The 15,573-nt window shown below is 72.3% G+C and carries 15 protein-coding genes and 1 riboswitch; of the genes, 7 read left to right on the top strand and 8 right to left on the bottom strand.

All coding sequences use genetic code 11. The features are described from left to right. Window positions 1-6 precede the first annotated feature (6 nt). A complete protein-coding gene (gene lhgO, locus ABD978_RS00835; RefSeq protein WP_345346531.1) occupies window positions 7-1,203 on the bottom strand; it encodes an L-2-hydroxyglutarate oxidase in 1,197 nt (398 codons plus the stop codon). 91 nt (window positions 1,204-1,294) lie between these two features. On the opposite strand from lhgO, the gene ABD978_RS00840 reads away from it, so the two are divergent. After that, window positions 1,295-1,633: a helix-turn-helix domain-containing protein gene (locus ABD978_RS00840; RefSeq protein WP_345346534.1), complete on the top strand. Its 339-nt coding sequence runs from the start codon at window positions 1,295-1,297 to the stop codon at window positions 1,631-1,633. 295 nt (window positions 1,634-1,928) lie between these two features. On the opposite strand, the gene ABD978_RS00845 is transcribed toward ABD978_RS00840, so the two are convergent. The 6 genes from ABD978_RS00845 to kdd form a co-directional block, all read right to left on the bottom strand. Then, window positions 1,929-2,681 carry a polyprenol monophosphomannose synthase gene (locus tag ABD978_RS00845; RefSeq protein WP_345346537.1) on the bottom strand — a complete coding sequence of 251 codons (753 nt, stop codon included), beginning with the start codon at window positions 2,679-2,681 and terminating at the stop codon, window positions 1,929-1,931. 3 nt (window positions 2,682-2,684) lie between these two features. Further along, window positions 2,685-4,361: an apolipoprotein N-acyltransferase gene (lnt, locus tag ABD978_RS00850; protein ID WP_345346540.1), complete on the bottom strand. Its 1,677-nt coding sequence runs from the start codon at window positions 4,359-4,361 to the stop codon at window positions 2,685-2,687. 619 nt (window positions 4,362-4,980) lie between these two features. Then, window positions 4,981-5,394 (bottom strand): 3-aminobutyryl-CoA ammonia lyase, encoded by a 414-nt coding sequence (gene kal, locus ABD978_RS00855; RefSeq protein ID WP_345346543.1) that lies wholly within the window; start codon window positions 5,392-5,394, stop codon window positions 4,981-4,983. After that, complete coding sequence (gene kamE / locus ABD978_RS00860; protein ID WP_345346546.1) at window positions 5,391-6,221, bottom strand: lysine 5,6-aminomutase subunit beta; 831 nt, start codon at window positions 6,219-6,221, stop codon at window positions 5,391-5,393. Before kamE ends, kal begins: the two co-directional genes overlap by 4 nt. Then, window positions 6,218-7,813, bottom strand: coding sequence for a lysine 5,6-aminomutase subunit alpha (kamD, locus tag ABD978_RS00865; RefSeq protein WP_345346550.1), 1,596 nt, complete (start codon window positions 7,811-7,813; stop codon window positions 6,218-6,220). Before kamD ends, kamE begins: the two co-directional genes overlap by 4 nt. Continuing rightward, on the bottom strand, window positions 7,810-8,835 hold the full coding sequence (gene kdd / locus ABD978_RS00870; RefSeq protein ID WP_345346553.1) for an L-erythro-3,5-diaminohexanoate dehydrogenase: 1,026 nt from the start codon (window positions 8,833-8,835) through the stop codon (window positions 7,810-7,812). Before kdd ends, kamD begins: the two co-directional genes overlap by 4 nt. Window positions 8,836-8,908: 73 nt before the next feature. On the opposite strand from kdd, the gene ABD978_RS00875 reads away from it, so the two are divergent. Both ABD978_RS00875 and ABD978_RS00880 read left to right on the top strand, forming a co-directional pair. Further along, on the top strand, window positions 8,909-10,369 hold the full coding sequence (locus ABD978_RS00875) for a KamA family radical SAM protein (RefSeq protein ID WP_345346556.1): 1,461 nt from the start codon (window positions 8,909-8,911) through the stop codon (window positions 10,367-10,369). A 39-nt stretch (window positions 10,370-10,408) separates the two neighbouring features. Beyond that, window positions 10,409-10,930 (top strand): hypothetical protein, encoded by a 522-nt coding sequence (locus ABD978_RS00880; RefSeq protein WP_345346559.1) that lies wholly within the window; start codon window positions 10,409-10,411, stop codon window positions 10,928-10,930. A gap of 4 nt (window positions 10,931-10,934) precedes the next feature. Here ABD978_RS00880 and ABD978_RS00885 read toward each other — a convergent pair whose 3' ends face one another. Continuing rightward, window positions 10,935-11,762 (bottom strand): alpha/beta hydrolase, encoded by an 828-nt coding sequence (locus ABD978_RS00885; RefSeq protein ID WP_345346562.1) that lies wholly within the window; start codon window positions 11,760-11,762, stop codon window positions 10,935-10,937. Between the two features lie 80 nt (window positions 11,763-11,842). Continuing rightward, a riboswitch (guanidine-III (ykkC-III) riboswitch) is annotated at window positions 11,843-11,907 on the top strand. 30 nt (window positions 11,908-11,937) lie between these two features. Between ABD978_RS00885 and ABD978_RS00890 the strand changes: the two genes are divergently transcribed. From ABD978_RS00890 to ABD978_RS00905, 4 genes are all read left to right on the top strand, one after another. Next, entirely contained in the window at window positions 11,938-12,252 is a 315-nt protein-coding gene (locus ABD978_RS00890) for a DMT family transporter (RefSeq protein WP_345346565.1), read from the top strand. A 59-nt stretch (window positions 12,253-12,311) separates the two neighbouring features. Next, complete coding sequence (locus tag ABD978_RS00895) at window positions 12,312-13,472, top strand: cytochrome P450 (protein WP_345346568.1); 1,161 nt, start codon at window positions 12,312-12,314, stop codon at window positions 13,470-13,472. Between the two features lie 92 nt (window positions 13,473-13,564). Next, window positions 13,565-14,095 (top strand): FHA domain-containing protein, encoded by a 531-nt coding sequence (locus ABD978_RS00900; protein ID WP_345346571.1) that lies wholly within the window; start codon window positions 13,565-13,567, stop codon window positions 14,093-14,095. 254 nt (window positions 14,096-14,349) lie between these two features. Next, the gene (locus ABD978_RS00905; RefSeq protein ID WP_345346574.1) at window positions 14,350-15,543 is read left to right on the top strand and encodes an ROK family transcriptional regulator; all 1,194 of its coding nucleotides are present in this window, start codon (window positions 14,350-14,352) and stop codon (window positions 15,541-15,543) included. Window positions 15,544-15,573 lie beyond the last annotated feature (30 nt).

Raw genomic sequence — 15,573 nt, forward strand, 5'->3', positions numbered from 1 at the left:
CGAGGCTCAGTCGCGCGCCGGGGCCCGTACCTGGTCGGCGATGTGGTCGGCGATGGCCAACGCGGACGTCGCGGCGGGCGAGGGCGCGTTGCGGACACTCACGACCGGGCCGAGGTGGTGGATGGCGAAGTCGTCCACGAGGCTCCCGTCACGGTCGACGGCCTGCGCGCGCACTCCGGCCGGGGCCGGCAGCACGTCCCCGGCCGTCAACTCCGGCACGTACGCGCGGGCCTCGGCGATGAACCGCCGTCTGGACACTGATGTCAGCGCCTCCCGAACGCCGGCGCGCCAGTGGGCACGCGCGAGGCGCCGGAACCCTCCCCACCTGAGGATGTCGCGCAGGTCGGCGAGGTCCACGTCACGGCGCCGGTAGCCCTCCCGTGCCGTGGCGAGGACCGCGTTCGGGCCGATGTCGACGGTGCCGTCCACCCGTGGGGTGAAGTGCACGCCCAGGAACGGATACGCCGGGTCGGGCACGGGATACACCAGGCCCTTGACCAGTTCCCTGCGGTGCGGGGCGAGCCGGTGGTACTCGCCGCGGAACGGGACGATCGCGGGCGCCGGCTCGTCCCCGGCGAGCGCCGCGACGCGGTCGGACTGCAGGCCCGCGCAGATCACGAGCCGGTCGACGGTGGTGACGCCCGCGGCGGTGTGCACGACGACCCGCGCGCCCGTACGCTCCAGCGCGGTCACCTCATGGCCGAGGAGCACCTGGGCCCCGGCCGCTCGCGCGTCGTCGGCCAGGGCTCGGGCGATCAGCCGGTAGTCGACGATGGCGGTCGTCGGTGAGTGCAGCGCGGCGAACCCCCGTACGTGCGGTTCCAACTCCACGAGCTCGGCCGGACCAAGGCGGCGCAGTCCCGGCACGCCGGCCGCCCGCGCCCGGTCCTCGATGTCGCGGAGTCGCCCCGCCTCGTCCGCCGACCGCGCGACGATCACCTTGCCGATCTCCTCGTACGGCAGGTCGTGCTCGGCGCAGAACTCCTTGATCCTGCGCGCGCCGTCCCGGCACAGGCGGCTCTTCAACGAACCGGGCGGGTAGTAGACCCCGGCGTGGACGACCCCGGAGTTGTGTCCCGTCTGATGCAGCGCGACCTCGGCCTCCTTTTCGAAGACCGTGACCTCGTAGTCCCACCGGGCGAGCCGACGAGCCACCGAGAGGCCGACGATTCCGGCACCGATCACACCGACGCTGAGAGTCATGAGAGACACCGTCTCAATCCTGGCACCGAATGGCGACACTCCTCGCAGCCTTGCGTATACGACTGCACACCGTGCGTGACATCGTGGGCGGATGCCCTCCCGGGACATCCCGTCCGTACGCCTGCGCCGCATCGGCTCGGCACTACGCAAGGCCCGCGAGGACGGCGGGCTGACCATCGACACCGCCTGCCGCCGCTACGGCCGCTCCAAGAGCTGGGTCAGCACCCTGGAGAACGGCCTCCACTCCATCGACCCCCAGGAACTCGCCGACCTCCTGAACTTCTACGAGGTCCCCGAAGGTCCCCTCCGCGACTCCCTCCTCCACCTCGCCACCCACAAGCCCGGCAAGAACTGGGAACGCGCCTACGAGGGCCGCATCTCCGCCGCTGCCCTCGACCTCGCCAGCCTCGAAGAGGACGCCCGCGCGTGATCGGCGGCTGGCGTAGGCGCGGCGAGCGCGCGGCAGCGGCTGGACGGGGAGGACCTCAAGGCTCGGGCAAGGCCTTCCCTCCTACCGACAGTCCCGGCATCCCGCCCGGTGCGCGGACGCTTCTCCGAGCATTCGGCGCGCCGCCCAGGCGGCCCTACGGTCCCTGGCCGGCCGCGTGGACCCGCCGTGCGCCGGGCCCTGCCCCGCTCCGAGCCGCCCGCCTCGCGGACGGCTGCTTCGCGGACGGCTGCCCGTCCGGTCGGCCGCTCCGTGCCGCCGACGGGCGCCGGTGTGGTCAGTGTCGCTCGCGTCCGGTGAGACGGCCCAGCCAGTAGGCGACGCCCCACCCGGCGATCCGCCGGAACGCCTCGACCATGATCGCGCGGCTCATCTTGCTGGCGCCGTGGGTGCGCTCGACGAACCGGATCGGGACCTCGGCGACCCGCAGGCCGGCCCGTACGGTCCGCAGCGTCAGGTCGACCTGGAAGCAGTAGCCCTGCGACGCGACATCGTCGATGTCGATCTTCTGCAGGGTCGTCGCGCGGTAGGCGCGGTACCCGCCGGTCGAGTCGCGCACCGGGATGCCCAGCATGAGCCGCGCGTAGATGTTGGCGCCCCGCGACAGGATCTCGCGGTTGATCGGCCAGTTCTCCACTTTGCCGCCGCGCACCCACCGCGAGCCGATGACCAGGTCCGCCTCGCCGAGCGCACTGAGCAGCCGGCCCAGCTCCTCGGGCTGATGGGATCCGTCGGCGTCCATTTCGACGAGGACGTCGAAGCCGTGGTCCATCCCCCAGTGGAAGCCCGCGATGTACGCGGCGCCGAGCCCCTCCTTGCCGGCGCGGTGCAGCACGTGCACCCGCTCGTCGTCGGCGGCCAGCCCGTCGGCGATCTTCCCGGTGCCGTCGGGGCTGTTGTCGTCGGCGACCAGGATGTCGGCCTCGGGCACGGCCGTGCGCACCCGGGCGACGATGCTCTCGATGTTCTCCCGCTCGTTGTACGTCGGGATGATCACGAGCACCCGCCCGATGTCGTCCGTGTTCTGCACCGGTCAGGCCCCCCTGCTCGTCTTCCGTGTCCTCCAGGCGGCGGCCACCGCGGCCGCGAGTCCCAGCAGCGCCAGCACCCACTCGGGAGCGGCACCCAGGTGATCAGTAAGGGTACGCGAGGTACGCAGCGGCACGCGGTGGACCTGGATGTCCGGGGTGAATTCCTTTGACTGCGTGAGAACCCGCCCGTCCGGCGCGATGATGCCGCTGATCCCGCTCGTGGAGGCGACGAGGACACTGCGCCCGTGCTCGACCGCGCGCATCCGCGACATCGCGAACTGCTGCGGGGGAAGGCTCGTGCGCCCGAAGGTCGCGTTGTTGGTCTGCACGACGAGCAGCGGGGCGTCGGCCACATCCCGCACGATCCCGTCGTAGGCGACTTCAAAACAGATGACGTCTCCGATTTTCACCGGACCGAGCTGAAGGGATCCACGTGAACGGCCCTTGACGAACTCGCCAACCCGGTCGAAACGCGTGATGAGCTTCAGCAGCAGGCCGCGGAAGATCGGGATGTACTCGCCGAACGGCAGCGGATGGCGCTTGACGTAGTACGCGCCGGGGCCCTTGGCGGGATCCCACACGATCCCGCGGTTCTCCACGTGCTCGCCGTCGCCCGCGTCGATCACGGCGCCGACCAGCACCGGAACACCGATGTCCTTGACCGCCGCGTCGATCACCTCGCGGGCCTGCTCGTCGGCGTAGGGGTCCAGGTCGCTGGAGTTCTCCGGCCAGATCACCAGGTCGGGCTTGGCCACCTGGCCGGCGCGGACCTGCGCGGCCAGCCGGTGGGTCTCCCGGGCGTGGTTGTTCAGGACGGCCTGCCGCTGGCCGAGAAAGTCCAGGCCGGCGCGCGGCACGTTGCCCTGGATGACCGCGACGGTGATCGAGCGACCGCCGGTCGGACGGGGCACGAGCACCCCGACCACCCCGAGCACGAGCACGCCGGCCAGCGCCAGGGCCGCCCAGCGGACCGGACGCCGCGTCACCGCGCCCGGTGCGCGACCCGCGGCGTCGGGCTCGGTGACCCCCTCGGGGGTCTCCTCAGCGGTCGGGTCCGTGTCGGGGCCCGGATCCGGGACCGCGTCGGCGTTCCGCCGACGCCACAGGAGCAGGACCGCCGCGGCGAGCAGCCCGCCGCTGAGCGCGGTCACGAAGCCGACCAGGGGCGCGCCGCCGATGGAGGCGTAGCCGGTGAAGGGCGAGGCGGTCTGGCTGAACGCCAGCCGGGCCCAGGGAAAGCCGCCGAAGGGCACCCGGCCGCGAATGAGCTCCTCGGCGATCCACGCCGCGGCCGTCCACACGGGCCAGCCCGGCAGGCGGGTCACCAGGACGAGGCCGATGCCCAGCACCGCGAAGTAGAGCGCCTCGAAGATGCTCAGCGCGATCCACGCGTCCATACCGACGGGCCGCAGGCCCTCGAAGGTCGGGAAGCAGAAGGCCAGACCGAACAGCATGCCGAGGCCGGCGCCACGGCCCCAGGTCCGGCCGCGCAGTAGCAGCGTGAGCAGCGCGGTCGCCACCGGCGCCAACGGCCACCAGCCGATCGGCGGGAACGCCGCGGCCAGCAGCAGGCCGGCCACCACCACACCCGCCGGACGCGGCAGCCAGGCCGGAACCCGCGACGCCCGGTCACCCTTGGCGACGTCAGGCGTCTTCTGGGCGAGCATCTCCTGCGCCACCAGCACTCCTCATCCGATCCGACCGTCGACGGAACGCTACCCGCCGGTGGGGACCGGACGAATACGGGCAGGCCGCTTTGCACGGATGATCCCACTTCCAGCGCCAAGTCGCACGGACCGAGAGGGGCGAGACGCCGGGTCGCGTCCGGGCAGGAGACGGGGGCCTGAGCGGCCCCTGCGAGAGCGGCGACGCGACCGGATCCGGGCAGGGCCCGGAAACGGAAGAGGACCCGGGCGCTCCCTTCGTACCGGACCCGTCTCGTCGGCGGCGAGCGCGTAGTCCGTTGTCTGATGGGTGCCCAGGCCCTTACCGAGTTCCACCCCCCGCCGGCCGGGGTGCTCCGGCCTCGGGCGGGCGCTTCATCGTGCGTCTGGCATGGACGGATGGGCGCCTGAGCCGGCGCGTGCTCGCAACCCCCGTCGCGACGCAAGATTCGCGGCGCCCCGGTCGGCCGACCGGTCAGTCCTGCGGTGGACGTTCAGGCAACCTATCGAGATCCGTAGCGATGTCAAGGCGGCCACGACCTGCGGATTGCCACATCACCGCAGGTCAGCGCGCCAATGACACCCCCCGGAAATCCCTGTGATCATCGTCGTTCATCGCGTGTCGATCCGCCCGTCAGGTATCGGCGTGCGGTAGGACGACGGTTCCGGTCGCGGTGACGGCGACGATGGGCTCATCCAGCACCTCGGCGGCCGACGGCCCCTTGTCCGGGCGCGCCCGGCAGACCACCCGCGCCTCGAACGCCAGCGTACGGCTGCGGCGCCCGGCCCGGACGACCGTCGCGGTCGCCTCCAGGACGTCGCCGGCGTGCACGGGAGCACGGAACTGCACGTCGTCGTAGGAGGCGAACAGGCCCTCGTCGCCGCCGTCGCGGATGCACACCTCGGTGGCGACGTCGCCGAACATCCCGAGGACGTACGCGCCGTCGACGAGGTTCCCGCCATAATGGGCGTGCGCGTACGGGACGTAGCGGCGGTGCGTGACGCTCAGCCCGACGCGCGGGTCGTCGCTCTCGGGTCGAGTGGTCATCGTTCGCCCTCCGCGGGGTTCTCGGGGGTCCAGCTGGGCAGCAGGGCGTGCACGAGGTAGCTGGCGACCTCGCGAGGAGTGGTGCCCTTGCCGAAGATGCGGTCGACGCCGAGTTCCTGCTCGGTGACCGTGTCGAAGCGGGGGCCGCCCGCGATGAGCAGCGGCCGTCCCATGCCCGGCCCGACCGCGGTCGGGTAGGCGGCGTGGAAGGCCGCGGCCATCTGCTTGGTGTTGTGAATGTGGGCGTTCTTCTGGGTGACGACCTGGGAGACGAGGACGGCGTCGGCGTTCTCGGCCTTGGCCCGCTCGACCAGCTCCTCGACGGTGACCTGGGCGCCCATGTTGATCACCTGGATCTCGCGGTGGTACTCCAGGCCCTTCTCCCCCGCGAAGCCCTTGACGTTGAGGATCGCGTCGATGCCGACCGTGTGCGCGTCGGTGCCGATGCAGGCGCCGACGACGACCATGCGGCGGCTCAGGACGGTGCGGATCGCCAGGTCGATCTCCTTGCCCGACAGCAGGGGGTACTCCCGGCCCTCCGGGACCTCGATGCCGGCGTAGTCGATGAGGTGGTTCACCTTGCCGTACACGATGAAGAACGTGAAGTTCGGCCCCATCGCCTTGGAATGCACGACGCTGGCCGGCTCCAGGCCCATCTTGCCGGCCAGCTGCAGCGCGGCCAGCTCGGCGCGTTTTCCGGCCGGCACGGGCAGACTGAAGGACAGCTGCACCATCGCGTCGCCGGTCGTGTCGCCGTACGGCCGGATGATCGAGGGCAGGTCCTGGGGCGCGGTCCGGTCGGTGGTGGCGGAGTCCTGCGGTCTCATTCGGCGCTCCCTGCGGGCGTGGGCACGGCGGTGGCGTGCGGGTCCTCCGACTCGAGGATCTCGGTGACGGGGTTGAAGTAGCCGTCGGCGCGCTCGACGACGCCGTCCAGCCCCTTGCCGCCGTCGGCGGGCCGCCGGGTCACGCCGAACGTCCCGTCGGCGATCGCCTTCAGGAGCGTGTCGTCGCAGATCCGCTCGAGCAGGTCGACGGACTCCGACAGCACCTGCCGGGCCCGGTGGACGATGAACCCGTCCGGGCGCGGGACGAAGTCCTCGGCGAGGGCGCCACAGGCGTCGCGGACGTACCGGACGTTCTCCAGGGCGAGGTCGCGGTCGGACAGCCACGGGGTGTGGATGCCCTCGGTCATCATCCCGATCAGGATGATCGACTGGCCGGTCATCACGCCGGCGAGGTTGAAGAAGGCGTCCAGGAGGTAACCGGCGAAGATGTTGCCGGTCATGTGCTTGGTCGGCGGCATGTACTTCAGCGGCGCGTCCGGGAACAGCTCCCGTACGAGCTGGGCGTGGGCGAGCTCGAGCCGGAAGGACTGGGGGATCGCCGGGTTGATCTCGAACGCGTGGCCGAGGCCGAGCTGCCAGTCCGCCAGGCCCGCCTCCTTGCCGAACCGCTCGTTCAGCAACTGGCTGACGATGACGGTGTGGGCGGCGTCGACGGCGTCGGCGGTGGTGAGGTAGTTGTCCTCGCCGGTGTTGATCACGATGCCGGCGCGGGCGTGGATCTGCCGGGAGAACCGCTGGTCGATGAAGGTCCGCCGCGGGTTGATGTCGCGGAAGATGATGCCGTACATGCAGTCGTTCAGCATCATGTCGAGGCGTTCCAGGCCGGCCAGCGTGGCGATCTCGGGCATGCACAGCCCCGACGCGTAGTTGGTGAGCCGCACGTACCGGCCGAGCTCGTGCGAGACGTCGTCGAGCGCCGCCCGCATCAGCCGGAAGTTCTCCTGGGTGGCGTACGTCCCGGCGTAGCCCTCGCGGGTGGCGCCCTCGGGCACGTAGTCCAGCAGCGACTGACCGGTCGAGCGGATCACCGCGACGACGTCGGCGCCCTCGCGCGCGGCGGCCTGCGCCTGGGGGATGTCCTCGTAGATGTCGCCGGTGGCGACGATCAGGTAGATCCAGGGCTGGCGGGGGTCGCCGGTCAGGCGCAGCATCGCGTCGCGTTCGGCTCGGCGCGCGTCGATGCGGCCGATGCCCTGCCGGGCCGCGCGGCGGGCCAGCTCGGCCGCCGCGTCGGCGTCGCCGCCGGTCGGCAGGCGGAACGTCACCGCGCCCAGGGACGCCGCCCGGGCCAGGTCGCCCAGGTCGGCGTACGGCTCCCGCAGGAGCGCGTCGAAGACCGGCAGCGCGATCCCGTGCTCCAGGCCCACCTGGTCGCGTACGGCGTCGACGAGGTGGTTCACCCATGGCAGGCCGTCGGAGTCGGCGCCGGTCAGGCCGGCCAGCCGCAGCTGCGCCCGCTCGACCGAGACGGTCGTGTGGGTGCGGGCCATCTCGATCACCGGCTGGGCGGCGCGCTCGGCGAGCAGCCGTGCCTTGCGGACCACCGAAGAGTCCAGATCCAGTTTCGTCATTCCGTCTCCACCCGGTCCTGGAAGAGTTTGCGCAGGCTCGGCTCGGTACGAAGGAGGTCCAGGGCCAGCTCCGCGTGACCCGGGACGTACCCGTTTCCGATCAGCATGGTCACGTCGGCGGCCAGTCCCTCGGCGCCGAGGGCCGCCGCCGAGAACGACGTGGCCATCGAGAAGAAGATCACGGTGCCGCCCGTGGCGGTGGCCAGGATCGCGCCGTGCTCGCAGCCGGGCACGTCCACGCACACCACCGTGACGTCGGCGCCGGTCCCGCCGACGGCCTCGGCCAGCGCGATCGGGTCGCGGGCGTCGGCGAGTACCACCTCGTCGGCGAGACCGGCGGCGCGCAGCCGCGCGGCCTCGGCCTCGTTCGGCACCACGCCGACGGTCCGCTTGGCGCCGGCGCGGCGGGCGGCGGCCAGCGACAGCGAGCCGCTCTTGCCCGCGCCGCCCAGCACCGCCACCACCGGGGAGGCGTACGAGGCGACGACGCGGGACGTGAGAGCGGGCGCGCCGCACACGTCGAGCACGGCCAGCGACAGCTCCGGCGGCAGGTCGGCGGGCAGCTCGGCCGCGATCGAGCGGGCGAACAAGATCGCGTGCCCGTCGGTGGGCACCTGCTCGCTCCGCCCGTCCCAGCGGGTGAGGCCGTCGGTGATCCGCAGCGGGGTCAGGGTGAGGGAGACCAGGGTGGCCACGCGCATCCCGGGCCGCAGGCCGAGCGGGGACCGGGGGCCGACCTCCTCGACGACGCCGATCAGCATGCCGCCCGAGCCGGTCACCGGGTTGTGCATCTTCCCGCGCGTCTCGATGATCTCGACGACCTCGGCGCGGATCCGGTCCGGATCTCCGCCATGCCGGGTGTGCAGCTGCCGGTACGAGGCGGCGTCCAGATTGAGCCGCTCGACCCGGATCCGTACCTCGTCGTCACGGACGCGCGGATCGGTGTCGAGGCGGTCGGCCGCCTGTGGCAGCACTCCCGGCGGCTCGGCGACGCGGTGTAGACCGACCGGAGAACTTCTCATCCCTCACCTCGCTGGCGCAAAATCTTACGGTTAGTCTTGGCTCTAGCAGAATATTTCTCGTATCGTCAGGCTAATGCAAGAGTTCATCCTGGAGGACGCCGTGACCGCTGTCGCCGAGGAGTCCGTGCCGGTGCCCGCGCACCCGCAGCCGTACGCCTATCGCCACCGCGAACTCGTCGAGCCCGACTGGCGGCGGTTCCCCGGCTGGCGTGACGTCACGGCCGCGGAGTGGGAGTCGGCGCAGTGGCAGCGGGCGCACTGCGTGAAGAACGTCCGCCAGCTCCGCCAGGTGATGGGCGACCTGCTGAGCGATGACTTCTACGCCGACCTCGAGCGCGACCAGCGCGAGCGGGCGACCATGTCGATGCTGGTCCCGCCGCAGATGCTGAACACGATGGACGTGAGCTCGACGGCGGCGTTCTACGCCGACCCGGTGCGCCGCTACATGCTTCCCGTCTTCAGCGACCGGCGCACCGACTGGCCGTCCCACCCGGTCGCCAGCCGCGACTCGCTGCATGAGGCGGAGATGTGGGCGGTGGAGGGCCTGACGCACCGCTACCCCACCAAGGTCCTCGCCGAGCTGCTGCCCACCTGTCCGCAGTACTGCGGCCACTGCACCCGCATGGACCTGGTCGGCAACTCCACCCCGCAGATCGACAAGCACAAGTTCACGCTGAAGCAGCCGGACCGGGTCCAGACCATGCTGGACTACATGCGCCGCACCCCGCAGGTGCGCGACGTGGTCGTCTCCGGCGGTGACGTGGCGAACATGCCGTGGGCACGGCTCGAGTCGTTCGTCGACCAGCTCCTGGACATCGACAACATCCGCGACATCCGGCTGGCCACCAAGGCGCTGATGGGCCTGCCGCAGCACTGGCTGCAGGACGACGTACGCGCCGGCGTGGAGCGCCTGGCGACCAAGGCACGCTCGCGCGGCGCGCAGCTGGCCATCCACACGCACGTCAACGCCGCCCAGTCGATGACCCCGCTGGTCGCCAAGGCGGCGCGGGCGATGCTGGACGCCGGCGTCCGGGACGTCCGCAACCAGGGCGTGCTGCTGCGCGGCGTCAACACCACCGTCGAACAGCTCCTCGACCTGTGCTTCGCGCTGCAGGACAACGGCGTGCTGCCCTACTACTTCTACCTGTGCGACATGATCCCCTTCAGCGAGCACTGGCGGCTGTCGCTGGGCGAGGCGCAGCGGCTCCAGCACGGGATCATGGGCTACCTGCCCGGATTCGCCACGCCGCGGATCGTCTGCGACGTCCCGTACGTCGGCAAGCGCTGGGTGCACCAGGTCGCCGAGTACGACACCGAGCGCGGCATCTCCTACTGGACGAAGAACTACCGGACAGCTCTGGAGAGTGACGACCCGGACGCGCTGAACCGCCGCTACGAGTACTACGACCCGATCCACACCCTGCCCGAGGAGGGACAGGCCTGGTGGCGCGAGCACGCCGCCGAGGTGCCCGGCAGGGCCGCCGACCTGGCCGCCGCCAGCCGCAACGCCTCCGAGGCCCTGCTCTCCGAATGACGCCGCGCGCCGGCGGGCGCACGACTGGGATCATGAGGTGTGAGCGAACGGTTCCGCGACACCGGCGAACGCCTCTGGATGCTGGCGCGGGAGATCCTGGTCGTGTGCCCCCGCTGCGGCGGCCGGGCCGTCGTGGTCGTCCACCCCGACCACCGGGACTGCGACCACGGCCCGCATGACAAGGTCATGGCCCCGCACCGGCTGAGCTGCCCCGGCTGCGGGCACACCGACGCGTGGACGCCACGCCGGGCGCGCAAGGGGGACGGCGACCTGTTCTTCGCCGGCGGTCCCCCGCTGGCCGTGCCCCGCATGACCGGGCCGGAGGACCCGTTCTTCGGGCTGCCGCTGTGGCTGCGTCACCGGTGCCGCGGACGGATCCTGTGGGCCTACAACGCCGCCCACCTGGACCTGCTGGAGGGCTACGTGAGCGCGCGGCTGCGCGAACGCCACCCGTACACCGGCTCGGGCAGCCTCGTCGAGCACCTCCCCGCGTGGATCAAGGCGGCCGGCAACCGCGACGAGGTCCTCGCCGCCATCCGCGCCCTCCGCACCCGGCTCTGACCTGTCACACCCGGGACAGGTGACGGCCGAGGAACACGACCTGGTCCGGCAGCATCCGGCGGCGGAACGCGGCGTCGTGGCAGCCGGGATGGATCCCGCCCGTGACATCGGCCCGGTGGGCGGCGCGGAGCCGGGCCAGCAGATCCCTTGTCGGCGGCGCGAACGCGTCGTCGCGTCCGCAGGTCAGCGACGCCGGAACGCCACCGAGCGTACGGCCCAGCGCCGTCACGTCCGCTTCCGACAGCGCGGGCGAGGCCGCCGCGACGGCGGCGACACGTCCGGGCCCCACTGCGGACGCCAGCAGGAGAGCGCCCCGGCCGCCGATCGACCAGCCGAGCAGGCCGATCCGGGTCGTCGACAATCCGTGGTCGCGTAGGAAGGGCAGCAGATTCCGGGTGATGACGGGCGACGGCCGCCACTCGGCGTCCGCCCAGTCATCGATCGCGGCGACGGCGAACGGAGGGGCGCCCCGCCGCACGGCGTCGGCGAGGTGGTACTGGACACCGTACGTGTCGAAGGGGGTGCGGGCGTCGCCGTCCGAGCCGTGCAGCATCACGACGACCGGCAGTCCCTTCGTGACGGCGGCGGGATAGCCGAGCACGACGCGCGCGGTGCCGCCGGCCGGTGAGCGGAACTCCGCCTGCTCGACCGCGCCGGGCGCGACCTTGGGCAGCGGCGGCATCTCCCCGCACTTTCCCAGGTACGGCGCCAGGCGGTAGCGCCCGGGCAGCACGTCCGCCTCGACGAGGCCGTACGCCGCGCCCGCGCCGGCGAGGGCGGCGACTCCGCCGAGCCCGGCGATGAGGACGCTGCGGCGGGAGACGATCGGCATGAGGCGCGAGCCTAACCGACGACACCGCACGGTCGCCGCCGATTCCGGACTACGTGCTAACGTCGGATTCGGCTGCCCGATGATGCCGTTTCTCGGGCCGGTCCCGGACGAGCACGTCGTACCCGGCATGACAAGACGACGTTGACATGGCCGTCTTACCTGCGGAGACATCGTCGTGACGTGGATCGTCCTCATCATCTCGGGCCTCATGGAGACCGTCTGGGCCGCCGCCCTGTCGACTTCTCACGGTTTCTCGCGCCTCTGGCCCAGCGTGCTGTTCGTGGTCGCGCTGCTCTTGAGCATGCTCGGCCTGGCCTATGCCCTGCGCACCGTCCCGGTCGGCACCGGGTACGCGATCTGGGTCGGCATCGGGGCCGCCTGCACGGCCTTGTACGGCATGACCGTCCTCGGCGAGCCGGCCACCACGGCCCGTCTCGTCTGCCTGGCACTGATCATCGCCGGCGTCGTGGGACTGAAGTTCCTGCACTGACCCGGGTCCGTCGGGCGTACGGGGATCCAAGGGGAAGAAAAGGCCCTAATGTCGCATAGGTGAGTTTTCCTGTCGGCGCGAGCGCCACCATCGAGGAACTGGACGCCGATCCGCATCCGCTCCTGGCCCGGCTGCGCGCGGCCGAGCCGGTGTCCTGGATCCCCGCCCTCGGCGGATGGCTCGTCACCCGCCACGATCTGGCGCTGCGCGTCCTGCGCGACACCCGGTACACCGTCGACGACCCGCGTTTCTCGACGGCCCAGGTCGTCGGGACCAGCATGCTCTCCCTGGACGGGGCCGAGCACACCCGGCACCGCGACGCGTTCGCGCGCCGGTTCCGCCCGGCCGAGACCCGCGCCCGGTTCACCGAGTTCGTCCGTGCCGAGGTCGACCGGCTGGTCGGCGCCGTCGCGCCGCGCGGGCACGCCGAGGTCCGCGCCGACCTGGCGGGGCCCCTCGCCGTCGCCGTGGTCACCGAGGCGCTCGGCCTGCGGGACGTCACGCCGGCCACGATCCGCTCGTGGTACGACGCGTTCGTCGAGGCGGTCTCGGCCATCACGGCGGGCCGCCCGGCGAACGCCGGGGACGCTTACGACCGGCTGCGGGCCAAGGTCGAAGCGGCCCTCGACGAGCGCGCGGCGGACGACACCCTGCTGGCGGCCGCCGCGCGTCACCTGACCACCGACGAGGTGGTGGCGAACGCGGCGGTCCTGATGTTCGGCGGCATCGACACCACCGAGGGCATGATCACCAACGCCGTCCTGCACCTGCTGGAGCGGCCGGACCGGCTCACAGCGGTACGCGCCGAGCCGGACCTGCTCGCGCCGGCCGTGGAGGAGTCGGTCCGCCTGGAGCCCGCCGCCTCGGTGGTGGACCGGTACGCCACCGAGGACGTCGCGCTCGGCGGCGCCCGGATCGCCAAGGGCGACCTGGTCCGGGTCTCCATCACGGCCGCCAACCGCGATCCGGCCGTCTTCGCCGACCCGGACCGCTACGACCCCCGGCGGGCGAACGCCGACCGTCACCTGTCGTTCGCGCACGGCCCGCACTTCTGTTTCGGCGCCCACCTGGCCCGGCTGGAGACCATCACGATGCTGCGAGCCCTGATTCGTCTGCCGGAGCTGCGGCTCGCCGGCCCGGCCACGCCCCGAGGTCTGGTCTTCCGGAAGCCGCCCGCGTTGGAGGTCGCCTGGACGCCTGTCGCCGGAAGAGGTCTGTGACGACCGACCGCCTTTACAATGTAGATCAAATATTGCGGGTCGCGACGCGCTTCGCTGGACAACGGACTTTTCGGACCTGATACTTGCCAGTCATGGAGGGGCTTCCGGTACGCGCGTCGGACGAGGACCGCGACCGTGTCCTTCGCGTGCTCCGTGACCGCGCCGCCGAGGGACGGCTGTCGCACGAGACGTTCGAGCGCCGCGTCGACTCCGCGCTGCGCGCTCGCACCCAGGCGGAGCTGTCCCTCCTCGTCGACGACCTGCCGGCGGGCAACCGCGTCCTGCGTGGCCTGACCGGCGCGGTCGCCTCGCTGTCGGCGATGACCGCCCGCATCGAGGCGGCCTGGCGGGCGCCGCGGCTCCCCCGGTTCACCCTGCCCGGCCTCGACCGGGCGCGCCTGGTCATCGGGCGCGCGCCGACCTGCGAGTTCGTCGTCACCGACCTGTCCGTCTCCCGGATGCACGCCGAGCTGCGCCGGACCGGCAACACCTGGCTGCTGTCGGACCTGGGCTCGATGAACGGCACCCGGGTCAACGGCTACCGCATCGCCGGCCCGACGCGCGTACGCCCGGGCGACGAGATCGCCTTCGGCCGGCAGCGGTTCATCCTCACCGTCGACTGACCGGCGCCCCGCTCCGGACGGGCGTCATTCCCGCGACCGCGCCGCCGCGGGCACCGTACGGCGGCTCCGGCCGACAGGCGGCGCTTCCACGCCGCCATAGCGCGACCCGTCCGGGCCGCGCTTCTTTCTTTTCCGCGCCCCTCCCCCACGGCGCATAACGACTCGATCGCATCGTCTTGACGCGCCGCCCGCACGGTCGTAGGTTCCGCAGAACGCGTTAGGAAAGTTTCCTAACCACGTGTATCGGAGACGCCGTGACCACCTCGACGCCCGGAACACCGAGCCTGCTGCGGGCCATCAACGACCGCGCCGCGCTGGAGGCGCTGCTGGCCCGCGGCCCGCTGACCCGGCCCGAGATCGGGGCGATCACCGGCTTGTCCAAGCCCACCGCCTCACAACTCCTCACCCGGCTGCGTGAGGCCGGCCTGGTCGTCCTCGACGGGATCCGCGAGGGCGGTCCCGGGCGCACGGCGGAGGTGTACCGCATCAACCCGGAGGCCGGGTACGTCGCGGCGCTCGACGTCCGGCGCGCCCGCGTCCGCGCCGCCGTCGCCGACCTGACCGGCACGGTCACCGGGACCTTCGAGCTGGCCACGCCGGGACAGGCCGCGGGCGACGCGGTGGACCGGGCCCGCTCCGCCGTCGAGGGCGCCGCCGCCGACGCCGGCCTGCGCCCCGACCGGATCGACCGGGTGGTCATCGGCCTGCCCGGCGCCCTCGACCCGCGCACCGACCGGCTCGGGTACGCCTCGCACCTGCCCGGCTGGCACGTCCCCGACCTGCTCAGCCGGCTGCGGGACGGCCTCGGCCGGCCCGTCGCCGTCGAGAACGACGTCAACCTGGTCGCGATGGCCGAGCTCGCCCACGGGCAGGCCGCCGGCTCACGCGACTTCGTCCTCCTGTGGGTCAGCGCGGGCATCGGCATGGCGATCGTCCTCGGTGGCTCCCTGGTGCGCGGCGCGACCGGCGGCGCCGGCGAGGTCGGCTACATGCCGGTCGCCGCCGCGCCCATCATCCGGGGCCCGGGCCGCGCCAACACCGGCGGCCTGCAGGCCGTCGCGGGCGCGCCGGCCGTGCTCAAGCTGCTGCGCGCCCACGGCCTCCGGGGCGGGGACGCCGGGCAGATCGTCGGCCGGGCCCGTACGGCGCTGGAGGCCAGCGACGAGCGGGCCGCCGCCGGGCTCGGCGAGCTCGCGGCCCGGCTGGCGACCGGCCTGGCTGCGATCGTCAGCGTCCTGGACCCCGAACTGATCGTCCTCGCCGGCGACATCCCCATCGCCGGCGGGGAACCGCTGCGCCGTCTCATCGAACGCGAGCTGTACACGATGACCATCCCCCGTCCCCCGCTGCGGCTCAGCTCGGTCGGCGGCGACCCCGTCCTGGCCGGCGCGCTGCACCTCGCCCTCGGCGAGACCCGCGAACACATCTTCTCCAACACCGTCCGCTGAGTCCCTCCCGACCGTTCCCCCGGCCGATGC

It is taken from the genome of Actinoallomurus liliacearum, from assembly GCF_039542035.1.
GTDB classification, from domain to species: Bacteria; Actinomycetota; Actinomycetes; order Streptosporangiales; family Streptosporangiaceae; genus Actinoallomurus; species Actinoallomurus liliacearum.

Bases quoted from the DNA above. Each gene is read 5' to 3' on its own strand.
- lhgO (WP_345346531.1), bottom strand. From the start codon at position 1,203: ATGACTCTCAGCGTCGGTGTGATCGGTGCCGGAATCGTCGGCCTCTCG.
- ABD978_RS00840 (WP_345346534.1), top strand. From the start codon at position 1,295: ATGCCCTCCCGGGACATCCCGTCCGTACGCCTGCGCCGCATCGGCTCG.
- kal (WP_345346543.1), bottom strand. From the start codon at position 5,394: ATGACCACTCGACCCGAGAGCGACGACCCGCGCGTCGGGCTGAGCGTC.
- kamE (WP_345346546.1), bottom strand. From the start codon at position 6,221: ATGAGACCGCAGGACTCCGCCACCACCGACCGGACCGCGCCCCAGGAC.
- kamD (WP_345346550.1), bottom strand. From the start codon at position 7,813: ATGACGAAACTGGATCTGGACTCTTCGGTGGTCCGCAAGGCACGGCTG.
- kdd (WP_345346553.1), bottom strand. From the start codon at position 8,835: ATGAGAAGTTCTCCGGTCGGTCTACACCGCGTCGCCGAGCCGCCGGGA.
- ABD978_RS00875 (WP_345346556.1), top strand. From the start codon at position 8,909: ATGCAAGAGTTCATCCTGGAGGACGCCGTGACCGCTGTCGCCGAGGAG.
- ABD978_RS00885 (WP_345346562.1), bottom strand. From the start codon at position 11,762: ATGCCGATCGTCTCCCGCCGCAGCGTCCTCATCGCCGGGCTCGGCGGA.
- ABD978_RS00900 (WP_345346571.1), top strand. From the start codon at position 13,565: ATGGAGGGGCTTCCGGTACGCGCGTCGGACGAGGACCGCGACCGTGTC.